The sequence below is a fragment of the Streptomyces sp. NPDC026659 genome (assembly GCF_040638245.1).
Classification (GTDB): Bacteria; Actinomycetota; Actinomycetes; order Streptomycetales; family Streptomycetaceae; genus Streptomyces.
The window spans coordinates 1-15,752 of the sequence record NZ_JBEZXY010000011.1 but is presented as its reverse complement, the minus strand read 5'-3'; the positions used below and the strand labels follow the sequence as shown (position 1 = coordinate 15,752).

The window sequence follows — 15,752 nt, the reverse complement described above, 5'->3', positions numbered from 1 at the left end:
TGCGCTCACTCCCAGCGGAACCAGCGGGCCGCCGCCGCGGTGAGCAGGACGGTCCAGGTCGCGAGCACGCCGAGGTGCTCCCAGCCCGGCCAGTGGCCGGTGGCGGCCTCGCCGAGCGCGCGGGCGGCGGCGCCGAAGGGGGTGAGGCCGACGATCCGTCCGAGAGTGTGCGGCATGGACTGCACGGGCACCCAGAGCCCGGCGCAGAACATCATCGGGAAGAACACCATCGTGCCGACCGCCCCGGCGATCTTCGTGGTGCCGGACACCGCGGCCACGACCGAGCCGAGGGCGAGGGCGGCCAGGGCCGCGAGCGCGAGGGCGACCAGATAGCCGAGGGACTGCTCGGGGAGCCGTACACCGAAGGCGATCCGGCCGACGGCGAGCGCGAGCAGCGCCGAGACCAGGGCGGCCGCGCCCTGCACGGTCATCTGGGCGGTCAGCAGCGCGGCGGGGCGTACGGGGGTGGCGGACATGCGGCGCAGGATGCCACGCTCGCGGTAGCCGGTGAGGGTCTGCGGCATCGACTGGACCCCCGCCATGATCAGGGAGATGAGGACGGCGACGGGGACGTAGACGTCGATCAGCCGCTGCCCGCCGAGCGCGTCGTCGCTCTCACGGAAGGTGGGGATCGAGCCGAGGATCACCAGCAGCAGGGTCGGGAACAGCAGGATCCAGAAGACGGCGCCGGGTTCGCGGCGGAAGAGGCGGAACTCGGTGCGCAGGACTGCGGTGTTGAGGAGAGTGGTGTTCAGGGACCGGGTGCGCGGGGCCGGGGTGTTCGCGGCTGCGCTGTCCGGGGCTGTGGTGTTCATGCGGCGGCCTCCTTGGTGAGGTCCAGGAACGCGTCGTCGAGGGTGGCGTCGGACACGCGCAACTGGTGGGCGGTGACGCGGTGCCGGGCGAGCAGGGTGAGGACGGCGTCGACGGTCGCGTCGGTGCCGGAGAGCGTGATCCGGCCGTCCTTGTGCGCGACGGAGGCGAGGCCGGGGAGGGCGGAGAGGTCGGCGTCGTCCAGCGGGGCGGACGGGGTGAAGCTGATGACGGTCGCGCCCGCCGAGCGGCGGATGAGCCCGGCCGGGGTGTCGAGGGCGGCCACCCGGCCCTTGTCGATCACCGCGATCCGGTCGCAGAGACGCTGGGCCTCCTCCATGAAGTGGGTGACGAGCAGGACGGTGACCCCGCTCGCGCGGACCTCCTCGATGAGCTGCCAGGTGTCCCGGCGGGCGCGCGGGTCGAGCCCCGTGGTCAGCTCGTCCAGAACGACGACGCGCGGGCGGCCGATCAGTGCGAGCGCGATGAACAGCCGCTGCTGCTGCCCGCCGGAGAGCCTGGCGAAGCGGGTGTCCAACCGGTCGGTCAGGTCCAGGCGTTCGGCCAGGGTCCGCCAGTCGGCCGGTGCCGGGTAGAAGGAGGCGTACAGCTCCAGTGCCTCGCGCACGGTGAGCTTGGGCTGGAGTTCGCTCTGCTGGAGCTGGGCGCCGAGGACCCGGGCGACCTCGGCGTGGTCGGCGACGGGGTCGAGGCCGGTGACGCGGACGCGGCCCGCGTCGGGGACGCGCAGCCCCTCCACGCACTCCACGGTGGTGGTCTTGCCGGCGCCGTTGGGGCCGAGGACGCCGAAGATCTCGCCCTCCTCGACCGCGAAGGAGACGCCGTCCACGACGGTGCGGCCGCCGTAGGACTTGCGCAGGTCGGTGACTTCGATGACGGATGCCATGGTCCGAGGTTCGCGGGCGGAGGGCACCGGCCACATCGGCCGTCGCGCTCGAAGCGGCATCATCCGATCGGTTGATCCTGGGCTACGACCTCCCCGGCCCCCGGGCCACGACCTCCGTGCGCGGCCCCGCGAACCCGCTGGTCGTAGGTCTGCGGGCGGATACGGGTCCGGCCAAAACTCGGTGGGCGGCGGCGGTGCGCGTCCGTACGCTCGCGATGATGGCCACTACACACACGAACCCCGAGGTCCGGCGCTCCACGGTGCGCACCCTGCTACGGCTGTGGCCCTTCGTCCGGCCCGTACGGGTCCGGCTGGGCGCCGCCGTCGCCGTGGCGGTCGTCGCCTCGTGCACCGGCCTGGTGATCCCGCTCGTGCTGAAGTGGATGGTGGACGGTCCGGTCGCCCGTCGCGACCCGTCGGGGGTGTGGCTCGGCGCGCTGTGGCTGCTGCTGCTCGGGGTCGCCGAGGCGCTGCTGTTCGGGCTGCGGAGGTGGCTGGTGGCGCGGCCGCTGTCGCGGGTGGAGGCCGACCTGCGGGCCGCGCTCTACCGGCGCCTCCAGCGGCTGCCGGTGTCGTTCCACGACCGCTGGCCCTCGGGCCAGTTGCTCTCCCGGGGCACCGCCGACCTGATGCTGCTGCGGATGTTCCTCGCCTTCCCGCTGACGTTCCTGATCGTCAACTCGGTGACGATCGTCGCCGGTGTGGTGATCATGCTGGTGCAGGACTGGGCGCTGGGCCTCGTCGTCCTCGGGCCCGCCGTGCCGGTGGTCGTCGCCTGCGCGGTCGTGGAGCGGCGGTACGCGCTGGCGTCGCGGCGTGCCCAGGACCAGGTGGGCGATCTGACGACGCTGGTCGAGGAGAGCGTGCTCGGCATCCGGGTGGTCAAAGGCTTCGGGCGCCATCGCAGCCAGGCCCGTGCCTTCCGGGAGGTGGCGGCCGGGCTGCGCGGCACGGAGCTGCACAAGGCGCGGCTGCTGGCCGCGATCTGGGCGGTCATCATGACGCTGCCCGAGCTGGCGATCGGCGCGGCGCTGGTCCTGGGCGTGCTGCGGGTGGCGGACGGCGGCCTGTCGGCGGGCACGCTGGTCGCGTTCCTCAGTACGGCGCTCGCGCTGCGCTGGCCTGTGGAGTCCATCGGCTTCCTGCTGGCGATGACCCAGGAGGCGGCGACCGCGACGGAACGGTACTTCGAGGTGATGGACGAGGCGCCCGAGGACGCCGGGGACGCGCCCGTACCGCCCGCCGCGCGCGAGGACGAGGAGGCGGGCGGGCTCCGGTTCGAGGGGGTCGGCTTCCGCCACCCCGATGTGCCGCCCGGCACCGCTCCGCTGCTGGAGGGGGTCGACCTGCATGTCCGGCGGGGTGAGTCGATGGCGCTGGTCGGGGCCACCGGCAGCGGCAAGACGACGCTCACGGCGCTCGTCCCGAGGCTGTACGAGGTGACGCGGGGCCGGATCACCCTGGACGGGGTCGACATCACCGCCATGTCCCGCGCGGAGCTGCGCGCCCGGGTCGCCGTCGCCTTCGAGGAGCCGACGCTGTTCTCCGCGAGCGTCGCCGAGAACGTGCTGATGGGCGCCGGGAAGGACGCGGAGCGCACCGACCTGGACCGGGCGCTCGCGGTGGCCCGCGCCGACTTCGCGCACGAGCTGCCCGAGGGCCCGGACACCCGGGTCGGGGAGCAGGGACTCAGCCTCTCCGGCGGGCAGCGGCAGCGGCTGGCGCTGGCCCGCGCGGTCGTCGGGCGCCCGGAGTTCCTGGTGCTGGACGACCCGCTGTCGGCGCTGGACGTGCACACGGAGGCGGCGGTCGAGGCGGCGCTGCGGGAGGTCCTCGCGGACACCACGGCGCTGATCGTGGCCCACCGCCCCTCCACGGTGCTGCTCGCCGACCGGGTCGCCCTGCTCTCCGGCGGCCGGATCACCGCCGTCGGCACGCACCGCGAACTGCTGCGCACGAACGCCGAGTACGCCCGTCTGATGTCGGGCGGGCCGACCCCCGACGAGACCGGCCCCCACGAGACCTCCCACCACGAGACCACCCCCCACGCCCCGGAGGACCGCCGATGACGACGACCGCGTCCGCCGCCCCCGGCACGGGCGACGACCTGCCGAAGCCCGAGTCCGCCCCGCACCGGCACGGCACGGGCGACGGCCTGCCGGAACCCGAATCCGCCCCACCCGGGCACACTTCGGGCGGCGACCCCTTCGACCGCGACGTGCTGCCCGCCCCGGACGGCGCCACCGGCGCCCTGCTGCGCTCGCTCCTCGCGCCCATGAAGGGCAGGGTCGCCCTCACCGTGCTCCTGCTGCTGCTCCAGCAGGCGGCCGCGCAGTCCGGCCCGCTGCTGGTGGCGTACGCCATCGACACCGCCGTGCCCGCGCTCGGGCGGCACGACCACGGGCCGCTGCTCGCCGTCGCGGTGGGGTACGCGCTGTGCGCGCTGGGCTCCGGCGGTTTCCAGTTCGCGTTCATCGAGACGTCCGCGCGGGTCAACCAGGACGGGCTGCTGGATCTGCGCGGCCGTATCTTCCGGCACGCGCAGGCGCTGAGCGTCGACTTCCACGAGCGGTACACCTCGGGGCGGCTGATCTCCCGCGCCACGGCGGACGTGGAGGCGCTGCGCGAACTCCTCGGCGAGGGGCTGCAAGAACTCGTGGGCGTGGTCCTGTCGTTCGTCTACATCGCGGCCCTGCTGCTGTGGCTGGACGTCGGCCTCGGCGCGGTCGCGGTGGCCTCGTTCGTTCCGCTGTACATGCTGGTGCGGATCTACCAGCGGCGCGCGGGGCGGGCGTACCGGGCGCGCTCGACGGCGATGGCCTCGGTGATCGTCAAGTTCGTGGAGACGATGAACGGCATCCGTCCGGTGCGCGCCTTCCGCCGGGAGGCCGTGAACGACGCCGGTTTCGGTGTGCTGAACCGGAGTTACGAGCTGCGCAACGGCGACACCCTCCTGGAGATGGCCCGTTACGTGACCGGCTCCCGACTGGTCGCCAACACCACGGTCGCGGCGATCGTGCTGTGGGGCGCCTACCGGGTGGCGACCGGCTCGCTCGCGCTCGGTGTGCTCGCGGCGGCGGTGCTGTATCTGCGGCGGCTGTACGACCCGATCGACCGGCTCGGCATGTTCCTCAACTCCTATCAGGCGGCCGCCGCCTCGCTGGAGAAGATCGCCGGTCTGCTGGCCCAGACGCCCTCGGTGCCGGAGCCGGTCTCACCACGTGAACTCCCGCCGGTGCGGGCCGGGTTCACCGGTCGCGAGGTCGTCTTCGAGGGGGTCGGCTTCGCCTACCGCACCGGTGGCGAGGTGCTGCCCCGCTTCGACCTGACGATCCCGGCCGGGCAGACGGTGGCCGTGGTGGGCTCGACGGGCGCGGGCAAGTCCACGCTGGCCAAGCTGGTCGCCCGCTTCTACGACCCCTCCGACGGGCGGGTGCTGCTCGACGGGGTGGACCTGCGCGAGCTGCCGGCCGCGGAGCTGCGCGGCGCGGTCGTGATGGTGACCCAGGAGTCCTTCCTGTTCTCCGGCACGGTCGCGGACAACATCGCCATCGGCCGCCCCGACGCCGACCGCGCCGACGTCGAGCGCGCGGCGAAGGCCATCGGCGCCCACGAGTTCATCAGCCGCCTCCCCGACGGCTACGACACCGACGTGCGCAAGCGCGGGGGGCGCATTTCGGCCGGGCAGCGCCAACTGGTGTCCTTCGCACGGGCGTTGCTGGCGGACCCGGCGGTCCTGATCCTGGACGAGGCGACCAGCTCGCTGGACATCCCGGGCGAGCGCGCGGTGCAGCGGGCGATGGCGACCGTCCTCCGGGGCCGCACCGCCGTGGTCATCGCCCACCGGCTCTCCACGGTCGAGATCGCGGACCGGGTGCTGGTGATGGAGGGCGGGCGGATCGTCGAGGACGGCGAGCCGAAGACCCTGATCGACGGCACCGGCAGGTTCGCGGACCTGCACCGGGCCTGGCGGGAGAGCCTGGCGCGGCGCTGACCGGCGGACGGGCGCGGCGGGCGCGGCGGGCGCGGCGGGCGCGGCGGGCGCGGCGGGCGCGGCGGGCGGGCCACGTCCCGCCCGCCCCTGCCGCGAAGTCCATTCCGGCCAACTTGCCTTTGCGGTCATGACAGTTGTCCCGCTCGCCTGACAACCTTGTCGTACCGGCTCACAGCAGCCCCACAGCTCTCACGGCGCACCGTGTGGGCCGGTTCCCGCACGCGTACAGGTTCCGCGCACAGCCCTGTTCTGCCCGGGCGCTCGACCAACGTCCGGTCTCCCCTGGCCGCACGACCGGCGGCCATGCAGAAGGAGTCAGTGTTGAGCAGCAGTTCCTCCCGCAGACGTATCGCCCCCTCCCCCCGTCGCACCGCCGTCGTCGCCCTGGCCGGTGTCGCCGCCCTGCTGGCCGCCGCCGTCCAGTCGGGTGTCGCGAGCGCCGCCCCGGCCGCTCCGCATCCCCGCAAGGCCGATCCCGCGCACACGGCGGTACGGCTCTCCCCCGCCCAGCGCACGGAGCTGATCCGGCACGCCGACACCGGCACGGCCGCCACGGCCCGCTCCATCGGGCTCGGCGCCGAGGAGAAGCTGGTCGTCCGCGATGTCGTCAAGGACGGCGACGGCACCGTGCACACCCGCTACGAGCGCACCTACGCCGGACTGCCGGTGCTCGGCGGCGACTTGATCGTGGACACCGCGAAGTCCGGCGCGACGCAGCGCGTCATCCGCGCCACCGGCGCCACGCTGAAGGTCGCCGGTCTCACCCCGGCCGTCACGAAGGGCGCCGCCGAGCAGCAGGCCGTGAGCCGTGCGAAGACCCTCGGTGGCACCAAGTCCGCCGCGGACAGCGTGCGCAAGGTGATCTGGGCCGCCTCCGGCACACCCGTACTCGCGTACGAGACGGTCGTCGGCGGCCTCCAGGACGACGGCACGCCCAACGAGCTGCACGTGATCACCGACGCCACGACCGGCGCGAAGCTCTACGAGTACCAGGGCATCGAGACCGGCGTCGGCAACACCCAGTACAGCGGCCAGGTCCCGCTGACCACCACCCAGTCGGGGTCGGCGTACACGCTCACCGACGGGGCGCGCGGCGGCCACAAGACGTACAACCTCAACCGGGGCTCCTCCGGCACCGGCACCCTGTTCTCCCAGTCCTCCGACACCTGGGGCAACGGCACCACGTCGGACGCGGCGACGGCAGGCGCGGACGCGCACTTCGGGGCCGCGACCACCTGGGACTTCTACAAGGACACGTTCGGCCGCACCGGCATCAGGAACGACGGCGTGGGCGCCTACTCCCGTGTGCACTACGGGAATGCGTACATCAACGCCTTCTGGAGCGACTCCTGCTTCTGCATGACCTACGGCGACGGCGCGAACAACGCCGACCCGCTGACGGCGCTGGACGTGGCCGGTCACGAGATGAGCCACGGCGTCACGTCGAACACCGCCGGGCTCAACTACAGCGGTGAATCGGGCGGGTTGAACGAGGCGACCTCCGACATCTTCGGCACCGGTGTGGAGTTCTACGCGAACAACAGCTCCGACCCCGGTGACTACCTCATCGGCGAGAAGATCGACATCAACGGCGACGGCACACCGCTGCGTTACATGGACAAGCCGAGCAAGGACGGTGCGTCGAAGGACAGTTGGTACTCCGGCCTCGGCGGGATCGACGTGCACTACTCGTCGGGCCCGGCGAACCACTTCTTCTATCTGCTGAGCGAGGGCAGCGGCGCCAAGGTCATCGACGGCGTGAGCTACGACTCGCCCACCGCCGACGGCGTTCCGGTCACCGGCATCGGCCGGGACAAGGCGCTGCAGATCTGGTATCGGGCGCTGACCACCAAGTGGACCTCCACCACCAACTACAAGGCCGCCCGCACCGGCACCCTGGCGGCCGCCGGGGAGCTGTACGGCACGGACAGCCCGGAGTACCTGGCGGTGCAGGACGCGTGGGCGGGCGTCGGGGTCGGCACCCGGCCCGGCGGTGAGACCGGCACCTCGTACGAGAGCACCACGCAGGTGGCGATCCCGGACAACGGGCCCGCGGTCACCTCGGCCATCACGGTCGCGGGGCGGGGCGGGAACGCGCCGAGCAACCTGCGGGTCACGGTGGACATCACCCACACCTGGCGCGGTGACCTGGTGATCGACCTGGTCGGCCCCTCGGGCGCCTCGTACCGCCTGAAGGACTTCAGCTCCTCCGACTCGGGCGACGACGTCGACGACACCTATGTGGTGGACGCCTCGGCCGAACCGGCCGACGGGACCTGGACGTTGAAGGTCCAGGACAAGGCGGCCCAGGACACCGGCCGGATCAACGGCTGGAAGGTGACCTTCCCGTAAACGGCCGCCGGGCCGTGGCCGACGGCCCGGTGAACCCTGTGAACCCGGTGCCGTCCGGGGTTTCCACGCCCCGGACGGCACCTGTTCACACGGCCGCAACAACTATCGGACGCCTCTTTTCAGCCAACATCACCTCGGGGTCATGACATGTACGCGTCCGTGATGCCACGCTTCCCCCACCCGCCGCAGCAGCACAGCAACTTCAGCCCCACCCCGGACGGTGACCCCACGCCGCCCGGACTCCCCCACGCGAAGGAGCTACTGTGAGCCCCCTCTACGCGCGTCACAAGCGCACCACCCTCGCCATCGCCACGGCCGTCGCCGCCGGTGCCCTCATCTCCACCGGACTGGCCACCAACGCCAGCGCCCAGCCCACCTCGGCCGCCGCCAAGCCCCTGGCCGGCGCCCCCACCCTCCTGTCGGCCGCCGCCCGCACCGGCCTCATCCAACAGGCGCAGACCGACGCCACCGAGACCGCGCAGCACATAGGTCTCGGCGCCCAGGAGAAGCTGGTCGTCAGAGACGTCGTGAAGGACGTGGACGGCACCGTCCACACCCGCTACGAGCGCACCTACGCGGGCCTGCCCGTGCTCGGCGGCGACCTCGTCGTCCACACCTCCGAGTCCGGCAAGGCCGAGGGCGTCACCCGCGCCACCAACTCGACGATCGCGGTGGCCTCGCTCACGCCGAAGATCACCGCCGCCACGGCGGAGAAGCAGGCCGTCGGCGCCGCCAGGACCCTCGGCTCCGCCGAGTCCGCCCCCGACGGCGCCCGCAAGGTGATCTGGGCGGGCTCCGGCAAGCCCGTGCTCGCCTACGAGACCGTCGTCGGCGGCCTCCAGGACGACGGCACCCCCAACCAGCTCCACGTCATCACCGACGCGGCCACCGGCAAGAAGCTCTTCGAGTACCAGGGCATCGAGAACGCGACCGGCACCGGCAAGACGCTCTACTCCGGCACCGTCAGCCTCACCACCACCCTGTCGGGCTCGACGTACTCGCTGACCGACGCCTCACGCGGCAGCCACAAGACGTACAACCTGAAGCACACCACCAGCTCCGGCACCGGCACCCTGTTCTCCAACACCACCAACACGTGGGGAACCGGCACGGCCTCCAGCTCCACCACCGACGAGACCGCCGCCGCCGACGCGGCCTACGGCGCGCAGGAGACCTGGGACTTCTACAAGAACACGTTCGGCCGCACCGGCATCAAGAACAACGGCGTCGGCGCCTACTCCCGCGTCCACTACGGCAGCTCGTACGTCAACGCCTTCTGGGACGACAGCTGCTTCTGCATGACCTACGGCGACGGGTCCTCCAACACCCACCCGCTGACCTCGCTCGACGTCGCGGGCCACGAGATGAGCCACGGCGTCACCTCGAACACCGCGGGCCTCAACTACAGCGGCGAGTCCGGCGGTCTGAACGAGGCCACCTCCGACATCTTCGGCACCGGCGTGGAGTTCTACGCCGCCAACGCCTCGGACCCCGGTGACTACCTCATCGGCGAGAAGATCAACATCAACGGCGACGGCACCCCGCTGCGCTACATGGACAAGCCCAGCAAGGACGGCGGCTCCGCCGACTACTGGTCCTCCTCCGTCGGCAGCAAGGACGTGCACTACTCCTCCGGCGTCGCCAACCACTTCTTCTACCTGCTCTCCGAGGGCAGCGGGGCGAAGACGATCAACGGGGTGTCCTACAACTCCCCGACCTCCAACGGCTCCACGGTCACCGGCATCGGCCGCGCCAAGGCGCTCCAGATCTGGTACAAGGCCCTCACGACGTACTTCACGTCGACGACCAACTACAAGGCCGCCCGCACCGGCACACTGAACGCGGCGACGGCCCTCTACGGCTCCGGCAGCGCCGAGTACAGCGCGGTGGCGGCGGCCTGGTCGGCGGTCAACGTCAGCTAGCGCAAGGCCACTTGAGCCAGGGCGCCCCCGGGAAGGAGCTCTTCCGGTGGGCGCCCTACTCTTGTGACCCATGTCCTCGGCGCCCTACACGTACGAGCCGGTCGGCGCGACGCGCGACGACCTCGCCGTCTGCCCGCCCGGCTTCCACCACCTCTACGTCCGCACCCGCATCGGCGAGGGCACGGGCCTCTTCCACCGGGCCGCACAGGCGCTGCTCACCTGGGAGATGCACCGCGAGATGGGCGTCGCCATGGACACCACCGCCGACCGCGCGGCCCCCGGCGTGGACGTCACCGTCGGTCTCGCGGGCCTGATCAAGGCCCCCTGCCGGGTCGTCTGGACGGCCGACGAACCCCGCCGCGCGGGCTGGGCCTACGGCACCCTCCCCGGCCACCCCGAATGCGGCGAGGAGGCCTTCGTCGTCTCCCGCACCGGCGACGGCACGGTCTGGCTCACCGTCGCCGCCTACAGCCGCCCCGCCAAGTGGTACGCCCACGCGGCGGGCCCCGCCGCCCGGGCCTTCCAGCACGCGTACGCCCGCCGCTGCGGCAAGGTCCTCAAGCGGCTGTGCGCCGACGAGGACGAGTCGTAGACCCTCACGCGCGGCTCCTCCTCACCCGGCGCCGCATCCAGTCGCCGAACTCCCCGACCGCCCCGAGGAACAGCCCGGAGAGCGCACAGCCGAGGAAGGACGCGGGCCGACCGAACGCCAGCCCCAGCAGCCACAACGCCAGCCCGGCCGCCAGCCACCAGAGGAGCAGGGACAGCACGAGACGCGCGGCCCGGTTCACGCGGCCACCGCTCGGGCGTACGCGGTCGGCGAGCAAGGCGTCGCAAGGAGAATCCACTGCCAGGTCATGGGGTGCGGGGCTCCGGAGTGTCGGGCGGGTCGTCGTCAGGGCCGTCCTCACGAGCGGCGTGCCGCGGAGACAGCGCGCCGCTCCCACCCGTTCTTGACGTGTTCTTTACACTCTAGCGACGACCGCACCCCCTGCCCACCCCGTTACCTCAGCAGCACCCCCGCCACCTCCACCGCGTCCTCCGGAGGAACCGTCACCAGACCCGTCTCCGCCGGGGAGGCCAGCAGGCGGTGGGCCGGGAGGATGCGGACCGTGTAGCCGAAGGGGCCGGTGCGGTCGAGGAAGAGCGGGCCCTCGTACAGCCAGCGGCCCTCCAGGTCGGGGTTGCCCACCGGCTTCAGCGGGACCGCGCTCGCGTCCGTGATGCGGTCGCCGGAGTCCACCCGCCCCGAGACCACCTGGACCTCCACGTCGTCCGGGGTGAGATCGCCGAGGCCGACCCGGACCCGCAGTCCGACGCTCGTCCCCAGTTCGGCGGTGGCCGCCGGGGCGGTCGTCTCCACATGGTCCACGCTGACCCCGGGCCACGCCGCCCGCACCCGGGCCTTCCAGCCGGCCAGATCCCGCGCGGTGCCGGGGTCCAGGGCCCGGTGGGCCTGGGCGGCGGGAGCGTAGAGCCGCTCGACGTACTCCCGGACCATGCGCCCGGCCAGCACCTTCGGGCCGAGCAGGGTGAGGGTCTGGCGGACCATCTCGATCCAGCGGTCGGGCAGCCCGCCCCGGCCCTGCTCGTAGAAGCGCGGGGTGACCCGCTGTTCGAGCAATTCGTAGAGGGCCGCCGCCTCGATGTCGTCCCGCCGGTCGGGGTCGGTGGCCGCGCCGTCCGCCGTCGGGATGGCCCAGCCGAAGTCCGGCTGGAACCACTCCTCCCACCAGCCGTCCAGCACCGACAGGTTGAGACAGCCGTTGAGCGCGGCCTTCATCCCGGAGGTGCCGCACGCCTCCAGCGGGCGCAGCGGGTTGTTCAGCCAGACGTCACAGCCCGGGTAGAGCTTCTGCGCCATCCCCATGCCGTAGTCCGGCAGGAACACGATCCGGTGCCGCACCCGCGGATCGTCCGCGAACCGCACCAGTTCCTGCACCAGCCGCTTGCCGCCGTCGTCCGCCGGATGCGCCTTGCCCGCGACGACGATCTGCAACGGCCGCTCCGGATGCAGCAGCAGCTCGGTCAGCCGCGCCTTGTCCCGCAGCATCAGCGTGAGCCGTTTGTACGACGGCACACGGCGGGCGAACCCGATGGTGAGCACGTCGGGGTCGAGCACCCCGTCGATCCAGCCCAGCTCCGCCCCGGCCGCCCCGCGCTGCCGCCAGGAGGCCCGCAGCCGGTCCCGCACCTCGAACACGAGCTGCTCGCGCAGGGTGCGGCGCAGGTCCCAGATCTCCTGCGCGGAGATGTCGGCGACCGCGTCCCAGCGCTCGGAGCCGCCGGTGGCCAGCGCGTCCTCGGCCCGCTGCGCGCCGAGCTGCCGTACGCCGAGCCGCAGCACCTCCGGGGCCACCCAGGTCGGCCCGTGCACCCCGTTGGTGACCGAGGTGATCGGCACCTCCTCGGTGTCGAACCCGGGCCACAGCCCGGCGAACATCCCCCGGCTCACCTGCCCGTGCAGCAGCGACACCCCGTTGGCCCGCTGCGCCAGGCGCAGCCCCATCACGGCCATGTTGAACAGGTTCGGCTCGCCGCCCGGATACGTCTCGGTGCCGAGCGCGAGAATCCGCCGTACGTCGAGACCGGGCAGCTCGCCGTCCGGCCCGAAGAACCGGGCGATCAGCTCCTGGGTGAAGCGGTCGATCCCGGCCGGGACGGGGGTGTGCGTGGTGAACACCGTGCCGGAGCGCACGGTCTCCAGCGCCGCGTCGAAGTCGAGCCCGCCCTCGCACAGCTCCGCGATCCGCTCCAGACCGAGGAAACCGGCGTGCCCCTCGTTGGTGTGGAACACCTCGGGCTCGGGGTGGCCGGTGAGACGGCAGTATGTCCGCACCGCCCGCACACCCCCTATGCCGAGCAGCATCTCCTGGAGCAGCCGGTGTTCGCTGCCGCCGCCGTAGAGCCGGTCGGTGACGCCGCGTTCGCCGAGGTCGTTCTCCTCCACGTCGGAGTCGAGCATCAGCAGCGGCACCCTGCCGACCTGCGCCACCCAGATCCGGGCGTGCAGCGCGCGGCCGCCGGGCAGCGCGAGCCGGACCCCCGCGGGGGTGCCGTCGGCCTCCTTCAGCAGGGTCACGGGCAGCTCGTTGGGGTCGAGCACCGGGTAGTGCTCCTGCTGCCAGCCGTCGCGGGAGAGGGTCTGGCGGAAGTAGCCGTGCCGGTAGAGCAGGCCGACCCCGATCAGCGGTACGCCGAGATCGCTGGCCGCCTTGAGGTGGTCGCCGGCGAGGATGCCGAGGCCGCCGGAGTACTGGGGCAGCGCGGCGGTGATGCCGAACTCGGGCGAGAAGTACGCGACGGCGGCGGGCAGCCCGTCGCCCTGGTGCTGATACCAGCGGTCGCCGCTCACATAGTCCCCGAGGTCCCCGGCCACCGCCGCGAGACGGCGCAGGAACCGCCGGTCCTCGGCCAGCTCGGCGAGCCGTACGGGACTCACCCGGCCCAGCAGCCGCACCGGGTCGCCTCCGGCGGCCGCCCAGTGCTCGGGGTCCACCGCCTGGAACAGGTCGCGCGTTTCCACATGCCAGGACCAGCGCAGATTCCTCGCCAGATCACTCAGCGGGCGCAGGGGTTCGGGGAGAACGGGACGGACGGTGAACCGACGGATGGCCTTCAATTTCCACCTCGGACGCGTCGCTAGGAGGGACGCACAGCGCTGTGCGTCCCGTCGTCATTCTCGACGGTAGTGGTTACCGGGGGGTCGGTGGGGACGCATCCGGGTGAAGCGGTCGGAACGTGGCGCAAACGGTGACATGCCTTTACCCGGGGGCACCGGCGTCTTCCGGCCGAATAGGCGGGCCGCACCGTCGCGCGCCCGCGACTCCCGGGGCAGGCTGTGCGGAAGTCAACCCTGTTACGCACAAGGCCAGTTGCTGACCTTCTCTTGGGGAGTCAACGCGGTCCCGGCGGGAATGCGAAAAAGGGGCCGGTCTTGGACGTAGACATACGCGCGAGTAGTTAACAAAGTGCCGGATTGCCCACCCGAACCGAGTGGGAAGGCTCCTCCGGTACGACCCCACAGGCGCACCACAGCACCACCGCAGGACCCACCTCCCCATGTCCATCCGCCCATAGCCACGTTGACGCGGACAGGAGCGGTCATGCCCGCCAAGCACCACACGCCGACGGCCAAGCCTCCGGCCGGAAACCAACCGCGGCCCCCCGACGCCCCCGACCCGGCGGCACCCTCGGAGACCACGCCCCGCCCCGGTCCGGCCGAGCCAGGGCGCCCGAAGCCGAAGCGCGCGGACTCCGGACGACCGGAGTCGGAACGAACCGAGGCCGGACGAACGGGACGGGAGCGAGCCAAGCCCGGACGGCCGGGGCCGAAGCGAGTCGAGGCCAAGGGGCCGGGACCGGAACGGGCCGAAGCCGGAGGGCCGGAGGCGGAGCGGACCCGAACCGGCCGCCCGGGGCCGGAGGCCGCTCATGCTGAGGCCACTCGCGCCCGGCGCGGACCGGCGGGGACAACACGAGCCGACGCCTCCGTGCATGCGCGCCCTTCGTCCCCGCATGCCGAATCCGTCGCCGCGCGGCCGTCGCCCTCGCCCGCCGAAGCCATCGCCGCGCAGCCCTCGCCCTCGCCCGCCGAAGCCATCGCCGCGCAGCCTGCGTCACCGCACCCCGAAGCCCCTTCCGCGCAGCCCCCGGCCCGGCACACACAAATCGCCCCCGTCCAGCCCCCCTCCCCACACGCCCAAGTCATCGCCCCACAGCCCCCCACCGTCGTAGGCCGCATCCCCGTCCTCGACGTACGCCCCGTCGTGCAGCACGGCCGCAGGCCGGCCAAGGCTGTCGTCGGGGAGGTGTTCCAGGTCAGCGCGACCGTGTTCCGGGAGGGGCACGACGCCGTGAACGCCGATGTCGTGCTGCGCGGCCCCGACGGCCGCGCCGGGCCCTGGACGCCGATGCGGGAACTCGCCCCCGGCACGGACCGCTGGGGCGCGGATGTGAGCGCGGACGCGACCGGGCACTGGACCTACACCGTGGAGGCCTGGTCGGACCCGCTCGCCACCTGGCGGCACACGGCCGGGATCAAGATTCCCGCGGGTATCGACACCGGTCTCGTGCTGGACGAGGGCGCGCGGCTGTACGAGCGGGCGGCGGCTGGGGTGCCGGAGGAGCGGCGGAAGACCGTGCTGGAGGCGGCGGCGGCGCTGCGGGCCGAGGACCGTCCGGCGTCCTGGCGCCTGGCGGCGGCTCTGGCGCCCGAGGTCGTGGAGGTCCTGGAGCGTTATCCGCTGCGGGAGTTGGTGACCGCGTCCGATCCGCTGCCCCTGCTGGTCGAGCGCGAGCGTGCGCTGTACGGCTCCTGGTACGAGTTCTTCCCGCGCTCGGAGGGGACGGTCGAGCAGCCGCACGGCACCTTCCGGACCGCCGAGCGCCGCTTGGAGGCCATCGCGGAGATGGGCTTCGACGTCGTCTACCTCCCCCCGATCCACCCCATCGGCACCACGCACCGCAAGGGCCGCAACAACACGCTCACCGCGACACCGGACGACGTGGGCGTGCCGTGGGCGATCGGTTCGCCGGAGGGCGGCCACGACAGCATCCACCCCCAGCTGGGGACGATCGAGGACTTCGACCACTTCGTAAGCCGTGCGCGCGAGTTGGGCCTGGAAATCGCGCTCGACTTCGCCCTCCAGTGCTCCCCCGACCACCCCTGGGTGGAGAAGCACCCCCAGTGGTTCCACCACCGCCCCGACGGCACCATCGCCTACGCCGAGAACCCGCCGAAGAAGTACCAGGACATCTACCC

At 72.5% G+C, this 15,752-nt stretch carries 10 protein-coding genes; 6 read left to right on the top strand and 4 right to left on the bottom strand.

Features of this window, described 5'->3' with window-relative positions:
* Nucleotides 1–5: 5 nt before the first annotated feature.
* Nucleotides 6–755 (bottom strand): ABC transporter permease, encoded by a 750-nt coding sequence (locus AB0E91_RS25385; protein ID WP_361786875.1) that lies wholly within the window; start codon nt 753–755, stop codon nt 6–8.
* Between the two features lie 56 nt (nt 756–811).
* The gene (locus tag AB0E91_RS25380; RefSeq protein ID WP_361786262.1) at nt 812–1,720 is read right to left on the bottom strand and encodes an ABC transporter ATP-binding protein; all 909 of its coding nucleotides are present in this window, start codon (nt 1,718–1,720) and stop codon (nt 812–814) included.
* A gap of 218 nt (nt 1,721–1,938) precedes the next feature.
* Between AB0E91_RS25380 and AB0E91_RS25375 the strand changes: the two genes are divergently transcribed.
* From AB0E91_RS25375 to AB0E91_RS25355, 5 genes are all read left to right on the top strand, one after another.
* Nucleotides 1,939–3,789, top strand: a complete 1,851-nt coding sequence (locus AB0E91_RS25375) for an ABC transporter ATP-binding protein (RefSeq protein WP_361786259.1) — start codon at nt 1,939–1,941, stop codon at nt 3,787–3,789.
* Nucleotides 3,786–5,714: an ABC transporter ATP-binding protein gene (locus AB0E91_RS25370; protein ID WP_361786256.1), complete on the top strand. Its 1,929-nt coding sequence runs from the start codon at nt 3,786–3,788 to the stop codon at nt 5,712–5,714. Before AB0E91_RS25375 ends, AB0E91_RS25370 begins: the two co-directional genes overlap by 4 nt.
* A 321-nt stretch (nt 5,715–6,035) precedes the next feature.
* A complete protein-coding gene (locus tag AB0E91_RS25365; protein WP_361786253.1) occupies nt 6,036–8,066 on the top strand; it encodes a M4 family metallopeptidase in 2,031 nt (676 codons plus the stop codon).
* A gap of 263 nt (nt 8,067–8,329) precedes the next feature.
* The gene (locus AB0E91_RS25360) at nt 8,330–9,988 is read left to right on the top strand and encodes a M4 family metallopeptidase (protein WP_361786250.1); all 1,659 of its coding nucleotides are present in this window, start codon (nt 8,330–8,332) and stop codon (nt 9,986–9,988) included.
* Between the two features lie 70 nt (nt 9,989–10,058).
* Nucleotides 10,059–10,580 (top strand): DUF1990 domain-containing protein, encoded by a 522-nt coding sequence (locus AB0E91_RS25355; protein WP_361786247.1) that lies wholly within the window; start codon nt 10,059–10,061, stop codon nt 10,578–10,580.
* Nucleotides 10,581–10,584: 4 nt separating this feature from the next.
* Here AB0E91_RS25355 and AB0E91_RS25350 read toward each other — a convergent pair whose 3' ends face one another.
* Together AB0E91_RS25350 and AB0E91_RS25345 are read right to left on the bottom strand one after the other, a co-directional pair.
* Complete coding sequence (locus AB0E91_RS25350) at nt 10,585–10,779, bottom strand: hypothetical protein (RefSeq protein ID WP_361786244.1); 195 nt, start codon at nt 10,777–10,779, stop codon at nt 10,585–10,587.
* A 212-nt stretch (nt 10,780–10,991) separates the two neighbouring features.
* Nucleotides 10,992–13,610 carry a glycosyltransferase family 1 protein gene (locus AB0E91_RS25345; RefSeq protein WP_361786241.1) on the bottom strand — a complete coding sequence of 873 codons (2,619 nt, stop codon included), beginning with the start codon at nt 13,608–13,610 and terminating at the stop codon, nt 10,992–10,994.
* Nucleotides 13,611–14,697: 1,087 nt separating this feature from the next.
* Between AB0E91_RS25345 and AB0E91_RS25340 the strand changes: the two genes are divergently transcribed.
* On the top strand, nt 14,698–15,752 hold a 1,055-nt coding region (locus AB0E91_RS25340), incomplete at its 3' end, for a maltotransferase domain-containing protein (RefSeq protein WP_361786872.1).